19 protein-coding genes are annotated in these 19,419 nt (G+C 59.6%); 14 read left to right on the top strand and 5 right to left on the bottom strand.

Annotated elements, in window-relative coordinates; genetic code table 11:
- Positions 1-152: 152 nt before the first annotated feature.
- From EAH74_RS01260 to EAH74_RS01280, 5 genes are all read left to right on the top strand, one after another.
- Entirely contained in the window at positions 153-1,508 is a 1,356-nt protein-coding gene (locus EAH74_RS01260) for a M16 family metallopeptidase (protein ID WP_140675083.1), read from the top strand.
- Positions 1,501-2,991: a M16 family metallopeptidase gene (locus tag EAH74_RS01265; RefSeq protein WP_140675086.1), complete on the top strand. Its 1,491-nt coding sequence runs from the start codon at positions 1,501-1,503 to the stop codon at positions 2,989-2,991. Before EAH74_RS01260 ends, EAH74_RS01265 begins: the two co-directional genes overlap by 8 nt.
- Positions 2,991-3,602 carry a 16S rRNA (guanine(966)-N(2))-methyltransferase RsmD gene (rsmD, locus tag EAH74_RS01270; protein ID WP_033060498.1) on the top strand — a complete coding sequence of 204 codons (612 nt, stop codon included), beginning with the start codon at positions 2,991-2,993 and terminating at the stop codon, positions 3,600-3,602. Before EAH74_RS01265 ends, rsmD begins: the two co-directional genes overlap by 1 nt.
- Before the next feature lie 63 nt (positions 3,603-3,665).
- Positions 3,666-4,664 carry a hydrolase gene (locus EAH74_RS01275; protein WP_140675089.1) on the top strand — a complete coding sequence of 333 codons (999 nt, stop codon included), beginning with the start codon at positions 3,666-3,668 and terminating at the stop codon, positions 4,662-4,664.
- Between the two features lie 4 nt (positions 4,665-4,668).
- The gene (locus EAH74_RS01280; protein WP_140675092.1) at positions 4,669-5,496 is read left to right on the top strand and encodes an AraC family transcriptional regulator; all 828 of its coding nucleotides are present in this window, start codon (positions 4,669-4,671) and stop codon (positions 5,494-5,496) included.
- Positions 5,497-5,581: 85 nt separating this feature from the next.
- Here the strand turns inward: EAH74_RS01280 and EAH74_RS01285 are convergent, their stop codons facing one another.
- Together EAH74_RS01285 and EAH74_RS01290 are read right to left on the bottom strand one after the other, a co-directional pair.
- Entirely contained in the window at positions 5,582-6,436 is an 855-nt protein-coding gene (locus EAH74_RS01285; RefSeq protein WP_140675095.1) for a sulfurtransferase, read from the bottom strand.
- 44 nt (positions 6,437-6,480) lie between these two features.
- Positions 6,481-7,152 carry a TetR/AcrR family transcriptional regulator gene (locus EAH74_RS01290; protein WP_123368510.1) on the bottom strand — a complete coding sequence of 224 codons (672 nt, stop codon included), beginning with the start codon at positions 7,150-7,152 and terminating at the stop codon, positions 6,481-6,483.
- A 146-nt stretch (positions 7,153-7,298) separates the two neighbouring features.
- Here EAH74_RS01290 and EAH74_RS01295 point away from each other — a divergent pair, with 146 nt between their 5' ends.
- The 5 genes from EAH74_RS01295 to EAH74_RS01315 all read left to right on the top strand — a co-directional run bounded on the left by EAH74_RS01295 (position 7,299) and on the right by EAH74_RS01315 (position 12,013).
- Entirely contained in the window at positions 7,299-8,729 is a 1,431-nt protein-coding gene (locus EAH74_RS01295) for a coniferyl aldehyde dehydrogenase (protein WP_140675098.1), read from the top strand.
- Between the two features lie 28 nt (positions 8,730-8,757).
- Positions 8,758-9,303, top strand: a complete 546-nt coding sequence (locus EAH74_RS01300) for a twin-arginine translocation pathway signal protein (RefSeq protein WP_140675101.1) — start codon at positions 8,758-8,760, stop codon at positions 9,301-9,303.
- 130 nt (positions 9,304-9,433) lie between these two features.
- On the top strand, positions 9,434-11,029 hold the full coding sequence (locus tag EAH74_RS01305) for a GMC family oxidoreductase (RefSeq protein ID WP_140675104.1): 1,596 nt from the start codon (positions 9,434-9,436) through the stop codon (positions 11,027-11,029).
- 115 nt (positions 11,030-11,144) lie between these two features.
- On the top strand, positions 11,145-11,624 hold the full coding sequence (coaD, locus tag EAH74_RS01310; protein ID WP_008150570.1) for a pantetheine-phosphate adenylyltransferase: 480 nt from the start codon (positions 11,145-11,147) through the stop codon (positions 11,622-11,624).
- A 137-nt stretch (positions 11,625-11,761) separates the two neighbouring features.
- On the top strand, positions 11,762-12,013 hold the full coding sequence (locus EAH74_RS01315; RefSeq protein WP_008150569.1) for a YfhL family 4Fe-4S dicluster ferredoxin: 252 nt from the start codon (positions 11,762-11,764) through the stop codon (positions 12,011-12,013).
- Positions 12,014-12,144: 131 nt separating this feature from the next.
- Here EAH74_RS01315 and EAH74_RS01320 read toward each other — a convergent pair whose 3' ends face one another.
- From EAH74_RS01320 to EAH74_RS01330, 3 genes are read right to left on the bottom strand one after another with little or no spacing between them, the layout of a single operon-like run.
- Positions 12,145-12,468, bottom strand: coding sequence for a multidrug transporter (locus EAH74_RS01320; RefSeq protein ID WP_140675107.1), 324 nt, complete (start codon positions 12,466-12,468; stop codon positions 12,145-12,147).
- Between the two features lie 53 nt (positions 12,469-12,521).
- Positions 12,522-13,334 carry a bifunctional DNA-formamidopyrimidine glycosylase/DNA-(apurinic or apyrimidinic site) lyase gene (mutM, locus tag EAH74_RS01325; protein WP_033060513.1) on the bottom strand — a complete coding sequence of 271 codons (813 nt, stop codon included), beginning with the start codon at positions 13,332-13,334 and terminating at the stop codon, positions 12,522-12,524.
- A gap of 28 nt (positions 13,335-13,362) precedes the next feature.
- Positions 13,363-14,178: an HDOD domain-containing protein gene (locus EAH74_RS01330; protein WP_161990868.1), complete on the bottom strand. Its 816-nt coding sequence runs from the start codon at positions 14,176-14,178 to the stop codon at positions 13,363-13,365.
- 233 nt (positions 14,179-14,411) lie between these two features.
- Between EAH74_RS01330 and EAH74_RS01335 the strand changes: the two genes are divergently transcribed.
- The 4 genes from EAH74_RS01335 to EAH74_RS01350 all read left to right on the top strand — a co-directional run bounded on the left by EAH74_RS01335 (position 14,412) and on the right by EAH74_RS01350 (position 19,284).
- Complete coding sequence (locus tag EAH74_RS01335; RefSeq protein WP_033060516.1) at positions 14,412-15,608, top strand: class I SAM-dependent rRNA methyltransferase; 1,197 nt, start codon at positions 14,412-14,414, stop codon at positions 15,606-15,608.
- A 424-nt stretch (positions 15,609-16,032) separates the two neighbouring features.
- Positions 16,033-17,112, top strand: a complete 1,080-nt coding sequence (locus tag EAH74_RS01340) for a SagB family peptide dehydrogenase (protein ID WP_140675113.1) — start codon at positions 16,033-16,035, stop codon at positions 17,110-17,112.
- Positions 17,109-18,086 carry a diiron oxygenase gene (locus tag EAH74_RS01345; RefSeq protein ID WP_140675117.1) on the top strand — a complete coding sequence of 326 codons (978 nt, stop codon included), beginning with the start codon at positions 17,109-17,111 and terminating at the stop codon, positions 18,084-18,086. Before EAH74_RS01340 ends, EAH74_RS01345 begins: the two co-directional genes overlap by 4 nt.
- Positions 18,079-19,284, top strand: a complete 1,206-nt coding sequence (locus EAH74_RS01350) for a multidrug effflux MFS transporter (RefSeq protein WP_140675121.1) — start codon at positions 18,079-18,081, stop codon at positions 19,282-19,284. Before EAH74_RS01345 ends, EAH74_RS01350 begins: the two co-directional genes overlap by 8 nt.
- The last annotated feature ends 135 nt before the right edge of the window (positions 19,285-19,419 follow it).

Here is a 19,419-nt window from a genome sequence, read left to right on the forward strand (position 1 = left end):
CAAACTCAAAGCTTTAGCCGTAAACCCAAACAACCTGCTGACCGATCAAAGGCCTGATAGGCGTGGCCGCCAGTAAAACGGATCAGTATCCTAGCACCCTCTCGCCCGCCGACGCTAAGACCAAGCGGGCAGCCCCAAAGGTTTAAAAACGAATGAATGCTCTAGCCCGCCGCGCTGCAGGCCTGCTGCTCAGCACAGTTTGTCTGCCCCTCTCGGCCCTGGCTGCCGATCCACAACCCACTCACGAATTCACCCTCGATAACGGCCTGAAGGTCGTCGTGCGCGAAGACCATCGTGCGCCAGTGGTGGTTTCCCAAGTCTGGTACAAGGTCGGCTCCAGCTACGAGACTCCGGGTCAGACCGGTTTGTCCCACGCCCTGGAACACATGATGTTCAAGGGCAGCGAGAAAGTCGGCCCCGGCGAAGCGTCGCTGATCCTGCGCGACCTCGGCGCCGAAGAGAACGCGTTCACCAGCGATGATTTCACGGCGTATTACCAGGTGCTGGCCCGCGACCGTCTGGGCGTGGCCTTCGAGCTGGAAGCCGACCGCATGGCCAGCCTGCGCCTGCCGGCCGACGAGTTCGCCCGCGAGATCGAAGTCATTAAAGAAGAACGTCGCCTGCGCACCGACGACAAGCCGATGTCCAAGGCCTACGAACGCTTCAAGGCCATGGCCTACCCGGCCAGCGGTTACCACACGCCAACCATCGGCTGGATGGCTGACCTGGACCGCATGAAAGTCGAAGAGCTGCGCCACTGGTACCAATCCTGGTACGTGCCGAACAACGCCACGTTGGTGGTGGTGGGCGACGTGACCCCGGACGAGGTCAAAACCCTGGCCCAGCGCTATTTCGGCCCGATCGCCAAACGTGATGTACCACCGGCGAAAATCCCGCTGGAACTGGCCGAACCCGGCGAACGGCAGATCACCCTGCATGTGCAGACCCAACTGCCAAGCCTGATGCTGGGTTTCAACGTGCCAAGCATCGCCACCGCTGAAGACAAACGCTCGGTCAACGCCTTGCGCCTGATTTCCGCCCTGCTCGACGGCGGCTACAGCGGGCGTATCCCGACACAACTGGAGCGCGGCGAAGAGCTGGTCTCCGGTGGTTCGTCGAGTTACGACGCCTATACCCGTGGCGACAGCCTGTTCACCTTGTCGGCAACGCCCAATACCCAGAAAAAGAAAACCATGGCTCAGGCTGAAGCCGGCCTGTGGAAGCTGCTCGAACAGCTGAAAACCACCGCGCCGTCCGCTGAAGAACTGGAACGCGTCCGCGCGCAGGTCATCGCCGGCCTGGTTTACGAGCGTGACTCGATCACCAGCCAGGCCACCGCTATTGGCCAACTGGAAACCGTCGGCCTGTCGTGGAAGCTGATGGACACCGAACTCGCCGAGCTGGAAAGCGTGACCCCGCAAGACATCCAGAAAGCCGCCAAGCTGTATTTCACCCGCGAACGTCTCAGCGTCGCCCATGTATTGCCAGAGGAGACGACTCATGAGTGAGCGTAAAAAACCGCGCCTGGCGCTGATTGGCCTGATCGCTGTCGCCTTGATCGGGTCTGCCGCGTTCTACTTCTCAAAGACTGACGAGTCCAAGGCCAGCGAAGCCCTCGACAAGGCCAAGACCAGCCAGAAACTGCAATCACTGGCCGAACTCGACGGCAAAGCGCCCAGCCACCGCACCCTGGACGTGCAGACCTGGAAAACCGCCGAGGGCGCCAAGGTGCTGTTCGTTGAAGCCCGGGAGCTGCCGATGTTCGACATGCGCCTGATCTTCGCCGCCGGCAGCAGTCAGGACGGCGACGCACCTGGCCTCGCCGTGCTGACCAACGCCATGCTCAACGAAGGTGTGGCCGGCAAAGATGTCGGCGCCATCGCTCAGGGCTTCGAAGGCCTGGGCGCAGACTTTGGCAACGGCGCATTTAAAGACATGGCACTGGCTTCCCTGCGCAGCCTCAGTGCCGCGGACAAACGCGAACCGGCCCTGAAGTTGTTCTCTGAAGTCATCGGCAAACCGACCTTCCCGGCCGATTCCTTTGCGCGCATCAAGAACCAGATGCTCGCCGGTTTCGAGTACCAGAAGCAGAACCCGGGCAAACTGGCGAGCCTGGAGCTGATGAACCGCCTGTACGGCGATCACCCGTACGCGCATTCCAGCGACGGCACGGCGAAAACCGTTCCGGCGATTACCGTGGCGCAGATGCGGGCGTTCCATGAGAAAGCCTATGCGGCTGGCAACGTGGTGATTGCGCTGGTGGGCGACCTGTCTCGCGCCGAGGCCGAAGCGATTGCCGCACAAGTCTCCAGCGCGTTGCCAAAAGGCCCGGAGCTGGCGAAAATCCCGCAACCGGAGGAACCGAAAGCCAGCATCGGCCACATTGAGTTTCCGTCCAAGCAGACCAACCTGATGCTCGCGCAATTGGGCATCGACCGTGACGACCCGGACTACGCGGCACTGTCCATGGGCAACCAGATCCTCGGTGGCGGTGGTTTCGGTACACGACTGATGAGCGAAGTGCGCGAGAAGCGCGGCCTGACATACGGTGTCTATTCGGGCTTCACCCCGATGCAGGCGCGCGGCCCGTTCATGATCAACCTGCAAACCCGCGCCGAGATGAGCGAAGGCACGCTGAAACTGGTGCAGGACGTGCTCGCCGACTACCTTAAAACCGGCCCGACCCAGAAAGAACTCGACGACGCCAAGCGTGAACTGGCCGGCAGCTTCCCGCTGTCCACCGCCAGCAACGCCGATATCGTCGGCCAACTCGGCGCCATGGGTTTCTACAACCTGCCGCTGAGTTATCTGGATGACTTTATGCGCGAGTCCCAGAGCCTGACGGTCGAGCAAGTCAAAACCGCACTGAACAAACACTTGAGCACGGACAAAATGGTCATCGTCAGCGCTGGCCCGACCGTGCCGCAAAAGCCGTTACCGGCCCCAACTGATAAACCTGCCGAGCAACCGCTCGGGGTTCCGGAGCATTAATGGCCACTCGTCCTAAAAAACCCGTACACAACGTGCATAACGGCGTGAACCAACTGCGCATCATCGGCGGCGAATGGGGCAGCCGAAAGCTGAGCTTTCCGGATGCCCCGGGCCTGCGTCCGACGCCGGACCGGGTGCGTGAAACCCTGTTCAACTGGCTCGCGCCTTATGTCGCTGGCGCCAAGGTTCTGGACCCGTTCGCCGGCAGCGGCGCGTTGTTCCTCGAAGCCTTGTCCCGTGGCGCGGCCATGGGTCAGGCGCTGGACGCCAGTAACATCGCGGTCGCCAGCATCAAAGAACATCTAGGCACGTTGCGCTGCACCACCGGACAAATTCAGACCGCCGATGCCCTGCGCTACCTGGAAACCCAGACAGCGACGGCTTACGACCTGGTGTTCCTCGATCCGCCGTTCAACCAGAACCTGTTGCCAGGCGTTTGCGCATTGCTTGAAGAGCGTCAGTGGCTGGCCGATGAAGCCTGGATCTACACTGAAAGCGAGAATGCGCCATCGAGCCTTGGCTTACCAGGCAACTGGCGCCTGCACCGGGAGCAGAAATCCGGGCGGGTGTATTACGCGTTGTGGCAACGTATGGCAGAGATTGCCGGTTAATCAACCGGCCTGAAAAAGGTGCGCGCCTTAAACGAGGCTCGCACCGCTGCATCGAGAACCATCGTGCCCCATCTGTCAGAACGCTTCACCCCCGCCTTCGGCCTCGGCAACCCGCACTTGCAAACCTTGTGGGGACCGCTGTGGCGCAAAACCACGCACATCGAGCGCCAACGCGAACGCCTGTGGCTTGAGGATGGTGACTTTCTCGATCTCGACTGGCACGGCCCGCACAGCGCCAATGCACCACTGGTACTGGTGTTGCACGGCCTGACCGGTTCTTCAAATTCGCCTTACGTGGCCGGGATGCAGAAAGCACTGGGCGCCCAAGGCTGGGCCAGCGTCGCGCTGAACTGGCGCGGCTGTTCGGGCGAGCCAAATCTGTTGCCGCGCAGCTACCACTCCGGCATCAGTGAAGACCTGGCCGAAACCATCAAACACCTGAAAGCCCAACGACCGCTCGCGCCGTTGTATGCGGTTGGCTATTCCCTGGGCGGCAATGTGTTGCTCAAGCACTTGGGCGAATCCGGCAGCAATAGTGGCGTGGTCGGTGCGGTGGCGGTGTCGGTGCCGTTTCGGCTCGATCAATGCGCCGACCGTATCGGCCAGGGCTTCTCGAAGGTCTATCAGGCGCATTTCATGCGCGAGATGGTGGCCTACATCAAGAACAAACAACGACAGTTCCAGCATGACGGACGCGAGGAAGGACTGGCGGCATTGGCCGCGCTGGGCTCGCTGGAGAACATGCGCACGTTCTGGGATTTCGATGGCCGGGTCACCGCGCCGCTGAACGGGTTCGTCGATGCCAAGGATTACTATCAACGCGCCTCAAGTCGCTATTTCCTTGGCGAAATTCGTACGCCAACCCTGATCATTCAAGCGGCCGATGACCCGTTTGTCTTTCCTCATAGCCTGCCGCACGCCGACGAATTGTCTGCCTGCACTCAATTCGAGTTACAGAGCAAGGGTGGGCATGTCGGCTTCGTCGATGGTTCGTTCAGGCAACCGGGTTACTACCTGGAACGCCGCATCCCGCAGTGGCTGACCGCCGTGGGTCGCCAGTAAGGCCATGGACGTCGATCAGGGTGAGTCGATCCGATTCTGGCAAACAGCGCCGTTGGCCGGCGTCGAGTTATTGTCCGCGCGCTACATCGAACACCGTTTCGCGCCCCATGTGCATGACGGTTACGTGATCGGCATGATCATGGCGGGCGCCCAGCGTTATCGCTATCGCGGCGCCGAACACCTGGCGGGCAGCGGCACGCTGGTGCTGATCAATCCGGACGAACTGCACACTGGCCATAAAGGCACGGAGGATGGTTGGTTGTATCGGGCGTTCTATCCGGACAGCGGTCAGATTCTGTCGCTGTTGGCGGAGCTGGAACTGCCGACCAACAACTTGCCGGCGTTCGGCGCGACGCTGTATCGCGATCCGGATCTGGTAAAGGGTTTCTGCCAACTGCATCGTTTACTGGAAAGTCCGTCCACTGCCTTGCAACAACAAACGGTCTGGCGGGAAATGATGCTGTCGCTGCTGCAACGGCACGCGGCCGTGCCGATTGCTGGCAAGCCGGGCAAGGAACATCGAGCGGTGACGCTGGCCAAGGATCTGCTGCAAGCACAATTGGCGACGCCACCTTCGCTGGAAGAACTGGCAGCGGCGGTCAACCTTTCGCCCTTCCACTTCGCCCGGGTGTTCCGCCGCGCCACGGGCATGCCGCCGCATACCTGGCTGATGCAGCAGCGCATCGCTCGGGCGCGGGCGTTGTTACAGAACGGTTGTTTGCCGCTGGAAGTGGCGACGCAGTTGGGGTTTGCTGATCAGAGTCATCTGAGTCGGCAGTTCAAGCAGGTTTACGGTGTTGGGCCGGGCGCGTATCGCAGCGCCCGGCTTTAGAATCAAAAGATCGCAGCCTGCGGCAGCTCCTACAGGTGTACACATTCCACTGTAGGAGCTGCCGCAGGCTGCGATCTTTTGATCTTCATTCGCCGATGGCGATGCCGTGCGCAGGATCGTTGATCCACTCGCTCCATGAACCGGCATACAACGAACCCAACGGATAACCGGCCAGGCACAGCGCGAACAGGTTGTGACAGGCCGTCACGCCAGAACCGCAGTACGCCACCAGATCGGTCGGCGAACGATCACCGAGCTTCTCGGCAAAACGCTGTTTGAGCTGATCGGCCGGCAGAAAACGCCCGTCGCTGCCCAGGTTGTCGGTGAACGCTGCACATTGCGCGCCGGGGATGTGCCCGGCAATCGGGTCGATCGGCTCTACTTCGCCCTTGAAACGCGGTAATCCGCGGGCATCGAGCAAGGTCAGCGCGGGCTGGCCGAGACGTCGCTGGAGCTGTTCGGCGCTCAAGATCAGCGCGTTGTCAGGCGTCCCCGTGAAGGTGCCACGTTCAATCTGCGGCGCATCAAGACTCAGGGGCAAACCGGCCGCGTGCCAGGCCTTGAGCCCGCCATCCAGAATGAACACGCCGTCACGTTTGCCCAGCCAGGTCAGCAACCACCAGGCCCGCGCCGCGTAGGCACCCGGACCGTCGTCGTACAAAATCACGTCGCTGTCGGCGTTGACGCCCCAGGCTTGCAGACGTTCGATCAAGTCTTCAGGTTCAGGCAACGGATGGCGCCCGGTCACACCCTTGACCACTGTCCCGCTCAAATCACGCTCAAGATCGGCAAAGCTCGACCCGGCGATATGCCCTTCGGCATAGCTGCGCTGACCGTAGTCCGGGTCTTCGAGGGCAAAACGACAATCCAGAATCACCAGCCCCGGCTGCTCCTTTTTCAGGTCCAACGCTTGCGGGCTGATCAGTTGCGCAATGGGCATAACGGGCTCCTGTGATTGGGCAATGTTTGATCCTACTGCACTTTCTATCCCACTTCTTCAAGCGCTTGGGCCAGCGGCACGTAAAACTCCTCGAACAGCGCATTCACCGCATCGCGGGACTGATCCGTGACAAAACCGGCCTCCAGCACCAGCACCTGATACACCCCACGTTTGATGGCCTGTTCGCTCAGGTGATTGGAATTTTCACGGGTGGTGCAGAGAAAACGCACCCAGGACGTCAGGATGATCCAGGCGTTGAGCGTCAGGGATTCGATCTGAACCTTGTCCATCTGCAGGATGCCGGCCTCGACGAAGCCCGCGTAGATGTGCGTGCCATAGATCAGACAGCGCTGGGAAAAGCGCCGATAACGAGCGGCCAGCTCCGGATCACTGTCGAGCAGGTGCTCCAGATCGCGGTGCAAAAACCGGTAGCGCCACATGGCGGCCAGCAGTTCCTGAAGGTAGAAGCGCTTGTCTTCGACCGTGGCGGCCCGCCCCTGGGGCGGGCGCAGGAAGCTGTCCACCAGGCTTTCGTACTCACTGAACAGCACGGCGATGATCGCCTGCTTGTTAGGGAAGTGGTAGTAGAGGTTGCCCGGGGAAATTTCCATGTGGGCAGCAATGTGGTTGGTGCTGATGCTGCGCTCACCCTGCTGATTGAACAGCTCCAGGCTGTTCTGCACGATGCGCTCGCTGGTTTTGATCCGAGGGGCCATGGCTTGGGCTTTAATTCAAAGTGCGTTGACGGGCATCTTACGACCTATCCACGAGTGGATAAAACAAAGCTGCGCCAGGATGTCATTTGACTTTATAGAGCATAGACTCTAAAAAGTCCCTCATTACAATAAATCCGGAGCCGACCATGACTGCTGACATCGCCTACCTGCAGAACCTGCAGCAGCCCCTGGAAGAGCTCCAGACCCTGTTCGACGCTCAACGCGCGGCGTATGCCGCCAATCCGATGCCGCCCGCCGCCCAGCGCCAGCAATGGCTAAAAGCCCTGCGCGATCTGTTGAGCAATGAGCGTCAGGCACTGATCGATGCCATCAGCCAGGATTTCAGTCACCGCAGCGCCGATGAAACCCTGCTCGCCGAACTGATGCCCAGCCTGCACGGCATTCACTACGCCAGTCAGCACCTCAAAGGCTGGATGAAGGCGTCGAAGCGCAAGGTCGGGATTGCCTTTCAACCTGCGGCGGCCAAAGTCGTTTATCAACCTTTGGGTGTGGTCGGGGTGATCGTGCCGTGGAACTACCCGCTGTATCTGGCCATCGGGCCATTGGTAGGCGCGTTGTCGGCAGGCAATCGGGTGATGCTCAAGCTCAGCGAATCGACCCCCGCCACCGGTGTGTTGCTCAAGGAACTGCTGGGCCGAATCTTCCCGCAAGACCTGGTCTGCGTGGTACTGGGCGAAGCCGATATCGGTGTAGCGTTCTCCAGATTGCGTTTCGATCACCTGCTGTTCACCGGCGCCACCAGCATCGGCAAACACGTGATGCGTGCGGCGGCCGAGAACCTGACCCCGGTGACCCTCGAACTCGGCGGCAAATCCCCGGCCATCGTGTCTCGCGACGTGCCGCTCAAGGATGCTGCCGAACGCATCGCCTTCGGCAAGACGCTCAACGCCGGGCAGACTTGCGTGGCCCCGGACTATGTCCTGGTGCCGGAAGATCGCGTCGGAGCTTTCGTCGAAGCCTATCGTCAGGCGGTTCGCGGGTTTTATCCGACCTTGACCGACAACCCGGACTACACCGCGATCATCAATGACCGGCAATTGGCGCGCCTCAACGGCTACATCAGCGACGCCACCAGCAAGGGTGCGCTGCTGATTCCGCTGTTCGACAAAGGCCAGGGGCGCCGCATGAGCCACAGCCTGCTGCTCAACGTCAGCAACGACATGATGGTGATGCAGGACGAAATCTTCGGCCCGCTGTTGCCGATCGTTCCGTACAAGGATCTGGATCAGGCCTTTGCCTATATCAATGAACGACCCCGTCCGCTGGCCCTGTATTACTTTGGCTACGACAAGCGTGAGCAACACCGCGTACTTCACGAAACCCATTCCGGCGGTGTGTGCCTGAACGACACCCTGCTGCACGTCGCTCAGGACGACATGCCATTCGGCGGGATCGGCGCCTCGGGCATGGGCCATTACCACGGCCACGAAGGTTTCCTGACCTTCAGCAAAGCCAAAGGTGTGCTGATCAAACAGCGGTTCAATGCGGCGAAATTGATCTACCCGCCGTACGGAAAATCCATTCAGAAGCTGATTCAGAAGCTGTTTATCCGCTAACGATCATCCCCTTCGGGTAATAACCATAATGAGCCCAGGTCTGTCCGATACACCCGCGCTGTCACGGCGCGGCTTGCTCAAATTCAGCCTGGGTGCCAGCGCTTTTCTCGCCACCGCCGGTTTGGGCGCGAGCCTCAGTGGCTGCTCATCGAGCGTACCGGCGAGCGGTTTCGCGATTCTGCGCAGCGGTGACTTGCTGTTTCTGCGGGCTCTGATTCCGGTAATGCTCGACGGCGCTGTGGCCGCCGAAAAAATGCCGGCGGCCGTCGGTGAAACCCTGCACTGCCTGGATAACGGTCTGAATCATCTGTCGCCGGAAATGCTCAAGCTGACTCGGCAGTTATTCGACGTGCTGGGAATGAGCATCACCCGCGGACCACTGACCGGGATCTGGGGCAGCTGGGAAAACGCCAGCAGCGAGGAGATCCGGCACTTTCTGGATCGCTGGGAAAACAGCTCGTTAAGTCTTCTGCGCATGGGCCACAGCTCATTGCTGCAACTGGTGATGATGGCTTGGTACAGCCGGTCGGAATCATGGGTGCATTGCGGGTATCCCGGACCGCCTACGGTTTAAGACCGAGTCGACCCTTTCGCGAGCAGGCTCGCTCCCACAGGGGGTACACGATCCAATGTGGGAGCGAGCCTGCTCGCGAAGGCGCCAGCCGCCTCACAACAGCTTCCAAAAATAAAAAGTGAGACCAACGATGCCCGTACCCGATCCGTTCCGCGAAGGCCTGGCCCGTGGCTGGAAAACCTACAACGGCTCACAACTGACCCAAGACCTGACCCTCGAAGCGGACGTGGCGATTATCGGCAGCGGCGCGGGCGGTGGCACCACCGCCGAAATCCTTAGCGCCGCGGGCTACAAGGTATTGCTGATCGAAGAAGGCCCGCTCAAGACCAGCAGCGACTTCAAGATGCTCGAAGACCAGGCCTACACCAGCCTCTACCAGGAAGGTATTGGCCGCATGAGCAAGGACGGCGCGATCACCATCCTTCAGGGCCGGGCGGTGGGCGGTACCACGCTGATCAACTGGACCTCAAGTTTTCGCACGCCGGACCCGACCCTCGACCACTGGGCCAAGGAACACGGAGTCAAAGGCCACACGCCGACCGAGATGGCGCCATGGTTCGAGACAATGGAGCAACGCCTGGGCGTCGCCCCCTGGATGATCCCGCCCAACGCCAACAACGACGTGATCCGCAAAGGCTGCGAAAAACTCGGTTACGCCTGGCATGTGATCCCGCGCAACGTGCGTGGCTGCTGGAACCTTGGCTACTGCGGCATGGGTTGCCCGACCAACGCCAAGCAATCGATGCTGGTCACGACCATCCCGGCGACCCTGGAAAAAGGTGGGGAGTTGCTCTATCTGGCTCGCGCCGAAAAGCTCTTGATCAGCGGCGACAAGGTCACCGGCATACACTGCGTAGGGATGGACGACCGCTGCGTCGCACCTACCGGACACACGATCACGGTCAAGGCGCGGCATTACGTGCTGGCCGGTGGCGGGATCAACAGCCCGGCGTTGCTTCTGCGCTCCGAGGCGCCCGATCCGCATAAACGGGTGGGCAAACGGACTTTTCTACACCTGGTGAACATGTCGGCCGGGCTGTTCGACGAGGTGATCAACCCGTTTTATGGCGCGCCACAGTCGATCTATTCCGACCATTTTCAATGGCAGGACGGCACCACCGGAAAAATGTCTTACAAACTCGAAGTGCCGCCGCTGCACCCGGCACTGGCCACGACCCTGCTCGGCGGTTTCGGCAAGGAAAACGCCCAACACATGGAAAACCTGCCCCACACCCACGCCATGCTGGCGTTGCTGCGGGATGGTTTTCACCCGGACAGCCCCGGCGGCAGCGTCGAGTTGCGCGGTGACGGCACGCCGGTGCTCGACTATCAGGTTTCACCCTATGCCTGGGACGGATTGCGTCGGGCGTTCCACAGCATGGCCGAGATCCAGTTCGCGGGCGGTGCCCATGCGGTGATGCCGATGCACGCTGACGCTCGCTACGTGAAAACCCTCGCCGAAGCGCGCACGCTGATCGACGGACTGAACCTTGAGCTGTATCGGACACGCCTGGGCAGTGCCCATGTGATGGGCGGTTGTGCCATGGGTGAAGACCCGAAAAACGCCGTGACCGACAGCCTCGGCCGGCATCATCAGTTAGGCAATCTGTCGATTCATGACGGCTCGCTGTTCCCCACCAGCATTGGCGCAAACCCGCAATTGTCGGTCTACGGACTGACGGCGCAGTTGGCAACTTCTTTGGCCGAACGTTTGAAAAACCCATGAAAAGGGAGAATATTCCAATCGTCTATAGCGCTTTCTTACCCAAAAGGCGACTTGGCCGACCGGGAAGGCTGCGATACCATCCGACTCCCCAACGGACTCCCGCCAGGACGACGCGATGAACCGAGTGTTGTACCCAGGTACCTTCGACCCTATTACCAAGGGCCATGGCGATCTGGTCGAACGCGCCGCGCGCCTGTTCGATCATGTGATCATCGCCGTCGCCGCCAGCCCGAAGAAAAACCCGTTGTTTCCCCTGGAACAGCGTGTGGCGCTGGCCCGCGAGGTCACTAAACATCTGCCCAACGTTGAAGTCGTCGGCTTCTCGACGTTGCTGGCGCATTTCGCCAAAGAGAAGAACGCCAACGTGTTCCTGCGTGGTTTGCGTGCGGTATCGGACTTCGAATACGAATTCCAGCTGGCCAACATGAACCGTCAGCTGGCGCCGGATGTGGAAAGTCTGTTTCTTACCCCGTCCGAACGTTATTCGTACATTTCCTCGACGCTGGTGCGTGAAATTGCAGCCCTGGGCGGCGATATCACCAAGTTCGTCCACCCTGCGGTGGCGGACGCCCTGAACGAACGCTTTAAAAAGTAGGAGCTGCCGTAGGTTCGGGCCGCGTTCGGACGATCTTTTCCCCTTGATCGCGCCCGCGTGCACTGCGGGCGCCAATGCGGCACAATTGTGCGCATTGGTTTATTGCGCCCGGGCCTTCCGCCCTGGCTGGAGTTAGCATGTCCCTGATTATCACCGACGATTGCATCAACTGCGACGTCTGCGAACCCGAGTGTCCGAACGCCGCCATCTCCCAGGGCGAAGAGATTTACGTGATCGACCCGAACCTGTGCACCCAGTGCGTCGGCCACTACGACGAACCTCAGTGCCAACAGGTGTGCCCGGTGGATTGCATTCCGCTGGACGAGGCGCATCCGGAGACTGAAGAGCAGTTGATGGAGAAGTACCGGAAGCTTACCGGCAAGGCTTGATTCAGATAGTTTTGTAGCGGCTGTGCCGGCCCTATCGCGAGCAGGCTCGCTCCCACAGTTAATCGCGGTCTACTGTGGGAGCGAGCCTGCTCGCGAAAGGGCCATCAGCCACACCGAAGATATAACTGAATTCACTCCCGCTGTTCAAACCCCTCTCCGACACACCCCAGACACCGCACGAGCGCCGCTTTCGCCGGGTCGACCACCAACGCCTGTCCTGCATCGCCGACGCCGCCGCCCAGCACGGTAAACGGCAACGACACCACAAACGCTCCGGCACCAATCACCGTCGCCACGACCAGCAAGGGTCGGGCAATCAGCAAATCGCCGAGCATGGCGTACGCCGGGGGGTTCTGGATGGTGTAGCGCGGGTCGCCGCTACCCGTGTTCGCTGCCAGCGCTGGCACACCGACGCTCAGCAGCAAAACGACGACAACGGTTCGAAACAGGTTCATGGCACGGTCCTTGGGCTAGGCAGTCAGAACACTGACTATAGACCCTGGGCGTATCAGCTCTGACAGCGCGGGCAAAAGACGCTGGCGCGCTGCCCGAGCTTCACTTCCCGCAGCTCCGTGCCACAAACCTTGCAGGGAGCACCGCCACGGCCGTACACGAACAGTTCCTGCTGGAAATAACCCGGCTGACCGTCACCGCCGATAAAGTCGCGCAGTGTTGTGCCGCCGCGCTCGATAGCGGCCGCCAGGATGCGCTTGATCTCGATCGCCAGTTTCAGATAACGCGCCCGAGAGATGCTTTTGGCCTCGCGACGCGGGTCGATACCGGCGGCGAACAACGCTTCGGTTGCGTAGATATTGCCCACGCCGACCACCACCGCGTTGTCCATGATGAACGGTTTGACCGCCATGGATCGCCCGCGGGACTGCTGGAACAAGCGCTCACCGTCGAACAGGTCGGTCAACGGCTCCGGCCCCAGGCGAATCAACAACTCATGGTTGAGTGGATCGAGACTCCAGAGCATCGCGCCAAACCGGCGCGGGTCGGTGTAACGCAAGGCCAGGCCGGATTCCAGTTCGATGTCCACATGCTCATGCTTGGCCACCGGCGTGCCGATTTCCACCAGACGCAGATTTCCCGACATCCCCAAATGGCTGATCAGCGTGCCGACTTCGGCATTAATCAGCAGGTACTTCGCGCGTCGCTCCACCAACACGATGCGCTGGCCAGACAGCCGCACATCCAGGTCTTCGGGAATGGGCCAGCGCAAGCGCCGCTCACGCACGATCACCCGGCTGACGCGCTGGCCTTCCAGGTGTGGCGCAATTCCGCGGCGGGTGGTTTCGACTTCAGGCAGTTCCGGCATGGTGCTCTCGAATCAGGCTGTGCAACGCTCAGCGGTGAGCGCCAAGGTCGCGAATCGTTTGTTTAAGTGTCTCAAAGTCGTAGTCCGAGAGGCCGACATAATCGAGAACCAGCGGTGCGATGCTGTTCCACTCGTGGTCATCACGCTGGTTGCCCAGCACCCGGAAGGACGCACAAATGTGCTCGGCCATTTTCAGGATCGCCAGCAGGTTTTTCAGCTGACTGTTGCGCGACGACTCATCGCTGAAGATCGCCAACGCATTGTGGTGATTGGCGATGGCGGCGGTCACATGCTCCGGCAGGCGCCAGGATTTGGCGGTGTAATAACCCACCACCGCATGATTGGTATTGAACACCCGATTCTCAGTGTCCACCACCCGACATTCGGCGCTGGCACTGGCGTAGGCCTCTTCCAGAACGGTCATGTAGTTGGGGAAGCGCTGGAGCATCAGCGGCACGCCGCAGTCATGGAACAGACCTAGGGCGTAGGCTTCATCGCCGGCCTGGGCGCCGATGCGCTTGGCCAGGGTCAGGCAGGTCATCGCCACGTCCTGAGCGGTATCCCAGAAACGATTCAAGGTAACGATGGTGTCGTCGTTCATCTCGCCCTTGATCGACTGCGCGTTGATCAGGTTGATGATCGAGCGGCTGCCCAGCAGATTCACCGCACGCTGAATCGAGGCGATCTTGTTGCTCAAACCGTAATACGGCGAGTTGACGATTTTCAACAAGGCGCCAGAGAGGCCCGGGTCCTGGGAAATCAGCTTCGCGATCACCTCCAGATCCGGATCGGGCATGTACTGTTCCATCTGCAAATCCACCATGATTTGCGGCTGGGCCGGCACGCTGATGCCTTGCAGGGACTGTTGAATCTGTTCGGAAGTCAGCTCTGGGGACATAAGTACGCACTCTGGGACAGGCGGCGATTCTAACCCTTATAAAGTTGGATCCGACACCTTGGCCAGTCCATCGCCTGAAGTTTCATCAAATGACGGCCCTTCCTCACCGCATGTCCATCCGCCAAACCGTGGCCGTGCGCAACACGCTATACTCCCGCTCTTTTTTCCGGAGCGACGTCATGTCCCTGCCTAGCCTGCGCCTCAAAGCCAACGCCGACCGTCGCCTGCGGAACGGCCATTTGTGGGTCTATAGCAACGAAATCGATGTAGCCGCTACTCCTTTGCACGGTTTCAAGGCCGGTGACCAGGCGATCCTCGAAGCAGCCAGCGGCAAGCCGCTGGGCATCGTTGCCATGAGCCCGAACAACCTGATCTGCGCCCGCCTCTTGTCGCGCGACATCAAGTTGCCGCTGGACAAGTCGCTGCTGGTGCATCGCCTGAACGTCGCGCTGTCCCTGCGTGATCGCCTGTTCGACAAGCCGTTCTATCGCCTGGTCTACGGCGATTCCGACCTGCTGCCAGGTCTGGTAGTCGACCGTTTTGGCGACATCCTGGTGGTACAGATCGCTTCGGCAACCATGGAAGCCCATAAAGAAGACGTGATCGCAGCGCTGACCCAAGTGATCAAGCCTAGCGGCATTCTGTTCAAGAACGACTCCGCTGCCCGTGATGCCGAAGGCCTCAACCGCTACGTCGAAACCGTGTTCGGCCTGGTGCCGGAGTGGGTTGCCCTGGAAGAAAACGGCGTGAAATTCGAAGCGCCCGTCATCCAGGGACAAAAAACCGGCTGGTTCTACGACCACCGCATGAACCGCGCGCGTCTGGCACCTTACGCCAAAGGCAAACGCGTGCTGGACCTGTATAGCTACATCGGTGGCTGGGGCGTGCAAGCGGCTGCGTTCGGCGCCAGTGAAGTGTTCTGCGTCGACGCATCGGCCTTCGCCCTCGACGGCGTCGAGCGCAACGCTGCGCTGAACGGTTTCGCCGACAAGATGACCTGCATTGAAGGTGACGTGTTCGAAGCCCTGAAAGAGCTGAAAGCCAGCGAAGAGCGTTTCGACGTGATCGTTGCCGACCCTCCGGCGTTCATCAAACGCAAAAAAGACATGAAGAACGGTGAAGGTGCCTACCGTCGCCTGAACGAGCAAGCCATGCGCCTGCTCAGCAAGGACGGCATCCTGGTCAGCGCTTCGTGCTCGATGCACCTGCCCGAGGACGATCTGCAGAACATCCTGCTGACCAGCGCCCGTCACCTGGACCGCAACATCCAGATGCTGGAGCGTGGCGGTCAGGGCCCGGATCACCCGGTTCACCCGGCCATCGCCGAAACCCGCTACATCAAGAGCATCACCTGCCGCCTGCTGCCAAACAGCTGATTTCGCCGGTTTGACGGGGAGCCAGCCGGCTCCCCGTTCTGTTATCTGTTATTGAATCCTCCAACTTCCTACTCCAGCGGTCTTAATGACTTGCAGGACGTTTCGCATTGTCTTTTATTTTAGCGGACATAACTTACAAGATTCGTCCAACCCGCAGATCAATCCGACAAAATTACTGGAACATTCCTACCCAATCTCCCCTTGATAAGAACTCATTACAAACTATGATTAAGTCGTCACAAAGGAGTGACACTCACTATCAATTACAAGGAGTTCAAAACATGAAAGCAATTACTCTGGAAACCAACAAAATCGCCAACCTGGCTTTTCTGGTTGCGCCAAAAGTCCGCTAAGTAAATGAAACGCTGGGGAGTGCCGGCTACCCAGCGTTTTCTATGGCAAAGACCAGAGTGAGTCGCCAATCATGCAGATTAACCCTTATATATTCATACTGCCTCGCACGCCCGACCAAATAGTCTGGGATTACAAGAACCACAAACAGTTCGAATTGAATCTTGAATATTCAATCCGTCTCGCACACCTTATCGACAACCCTGAAACGTTTGATGACAACAACATAATAGACACGCAACTCCTGAACGCGGGAATACTCACACCTTCAATACAAGACCCCCTTGAATGGGGCTGGGATGAACTGTCGAAGATATTTCATATCGGCACCAAGAACATTCCTTGTGAATATGTCCCCCTGGATATTAATGAATGGTCGAGACACTATCTGGACCATTGCGCCGAAGTACTGGCCACTCCTGCTCCGGAGGTCAGACTCACAGAACGCCCGACAAGCGAGCGGATTGCCCTGCCCCAACCTTCCTGTCTGCCGCAGAGCGCACTTGCAAAGACCTTGATCGACCGAAAGACCTGTCGCTCCTTCACGGGTGAAAGGGTTTCTCTCGCCGATGTGGGCACACTTTTGTATTTGTCCCTTGGCTATCTACGTGAGCGCGATAACGACATCGACGAAACCATCGCTGAAGGTCTCGGTGCCCGGCGTAGCAGTCCATCCGGTGGAGGGCTGAATGCCTGCGAAGGTTTTCTTCATGTTCAAAACGTCAGCGGCCTGAATCCCGGGCTCTACGCCTACCACCCCGACGAACATGCGTTGAGCTTCGTCAATCCGGTGCCTGAGTCGCCCTTGGGCCAGTTGTTGTGTGGGCAGCATTTCATCAACAACCTGCCAGTCGGCCTGTTCATCACCGCTCGCTTCGACAAACTGTGGTGGAAATATGAACACTCGCGGGCCTACCGAATGGCTTACGTCGAGGCAGGTCATATCTCCCAGACCTTTCAACTGGTGGCCACCGCACTTGGGTTAAGCACCTGGCTGACCGGTGCGTTGGCGGACGATCAGGTCGAAACGTTGCTGGGGATCGAGGACAGCGCCGAACAAGCGTTGTTTTTTGTGGGCTGTGGCCAGAGTGACGGACAAGCAATGTGCAAAGAAATGAAAGCGCTGCTGAGCAGCCGAGGCTCACACCCATGACCGAGCCCCGCACAGACGACCTGTCCCTGCCCGACGCCTGGGCCCAGCGCTTCACTCTCGGTGACTGGAACACCCGAGCCTCGGTACGCACCAGCGAGCACACCTATCAATTGCCATCTGATCTGGAACGGCAACTGGAAACACGACACTGGTTTCCACCGGCCTTCCTGCCGTACCTGAATCACCCGGCAATCGAAGCAGCCGGCAGCGCGATCACCCATCGATTATCGGCCAACCATCTGGTGTATTTCCTCGACTACACCACCCGGCTCGAACATCGAATCGTCAACCGCTCCGTGGAAACCATCGTCCACGATGAGCTCGGCGTGTCCATCCCCCGACGGATGAAAACGGCCGCCCTCCAGCTGTACACCGATGAGGGTTATCACGCCCTGTTCTCCAACAGTCTCGCTGAGCAGATAGCCGACCTCTACGGCATGACCCAACGCCCGGTGATGCCGCACCGCATTACCCGACTGAACGCCCTGCTTGATCACAGCCCAGAGAGGCATAAGGCGCTGGCCTGGTTTCTCGTCGGCTTCGTTTCCGAGACCATCATCGCCAGGGAACTGCTCGAGGTTTGTCGCAACGAGCTGGTGTCCAGTGTCCAGGAAATGCTCAGGGACCACCTCACCGATGAGGCCCGACACAGTCGTTATTTTTGCGAAGTGTTCCATTATCTGTGGCTGACCCTGAACAGCAGCCAACGCACGTTCGCCGCGAAGCTGCTGGTGGACATCATCCTGATGTTCTTTGAGGCCGATGAGCGATGGCTGAAGGAAAGCCTGAACAGCGTGGGCCTCAGGGAGAATTGCGTCGCAGAAATCCTCAGTGCCCTGACCGGCCCGCAAGCCTGCCTTCAGCGCGCCCGATCAGGTGCAGGCGCGACGCTACAGGCAATGGAAAAGGCAGGTTTTTTCGACCTGCCTTTTAACCAGCAGCTCTTCGCACAGGCAGGACTTGTCGATGGATGAAGGAAAATCTGCGGTCAGCGTCAAACACCGCCGCTCTGCGATCACCCTGTTAATGACCATGGTGATGCTCGGAGTCTTTCCTCTGGATGTCCTGCTGCCATCGTTCCCGGCGCTGGCCGAACACTTCCGGACCACGCCAGGTGACATCGCATTTTCCATCAGCCTGTTTGCCATCGGGATCGCACTTTCCCAACTACTGGTCGGGCCGCTCTCGGATGTCATCGGGCGCAAAAGTCTGCTGCTGGCGGGAATGGCGGTCTCGATTGTCGGTGCGACTGGATGCGTACTGTCCACCGACTACGCCTGGTTCCTGATGTTCCGGGTGGTGCAGGCCATCGGCTGCGGTTGCTTCGTGCTCTCGCAGGCGCTGGTCCAGGACCTGTTCGACGGCAAGGAGCGGGATCAACTGCGGATTCTGATGGTCACCGCCAGCGGGATCTTCATTTCCGTCTCGCCACTGGCTGGCACCCTGTTGCAACAGGCACTGGACTGGCCCGCAAGCTTCATTGTCTTTATTGCCCTCGCCGCCGCCGTGTTCCTTAAGGCCTGCTTCTTTCTTGAAAACCGGCACACCGCCACAACCCCGCGCCGAAGCATTCTTCAGTCCTACCGGCGCGTCTGTCGCGATGCGGGTTTCCTCGGCTATTGGCTGATCGCCGCAATCGCCTTCACCTGCCACTTTTCCTTCATCGTCATCTCGCCCCTGATCTTCATGGAGCAGTTGCAGCTTTCGGCCTACGAGTTTTCCCTGACATTGCTGCTGTATGGCGTGGCCTACATCATCGGCGGCATTGTCGCTCGAGTCCTCGCTGGGCGGGTCGCGGCCAATACACAGATCGTCGTCGGCCTGGGCCTGATCTTTATTTCGGGGCTGGTGATGCTCTTACTCTCAAACCTGCTGGGGCTTTCAGCCCTGACCGTGCTGATCCCGATGATCATCTGCACCGCTGGCACGACCATCACCCGCCCTGTCGCCACCTCCAAAGCCATGGAAGTGTTCCCGGACAATGCCGGTACATCGGCGTCGGCCGGGAACACGCTGGTCTTCATCTCTGGCGGGCTGATCAGCGCCCTGATCAATCTGAGTGGAGCCCATCTGCAAACGACTCTCGCACTGAGTTTCCTCGCCTTGAGCACCGTCGGCGTTTCCTTCAATGCACTGATCGCACGTCGGCAGCTCTCGTTGAATAGCGGGTGATTCCTGCCGATCGTCATCCCACACGCTCCGTCAGCGCTGGATCCCCCTTTTCCGGCATTCCCTCCTGACGCCAGCCGTGTAGAATCGCGACATTCATCGCCAGTCATCCCCCGGCGGGTTTATGAGCTCAAGCTG

The organism is Pseudomonas mandelii (genome assembly GCF_006438925.1).
Classification (GTDB): domain Bacteria; phylum Pseudomonadota; class Gammaproteobacteria; order Pseudomonadales; family Pseudomonadaceae; genus Aquipseudomonas; species Aquipseudomonas mandelii_C.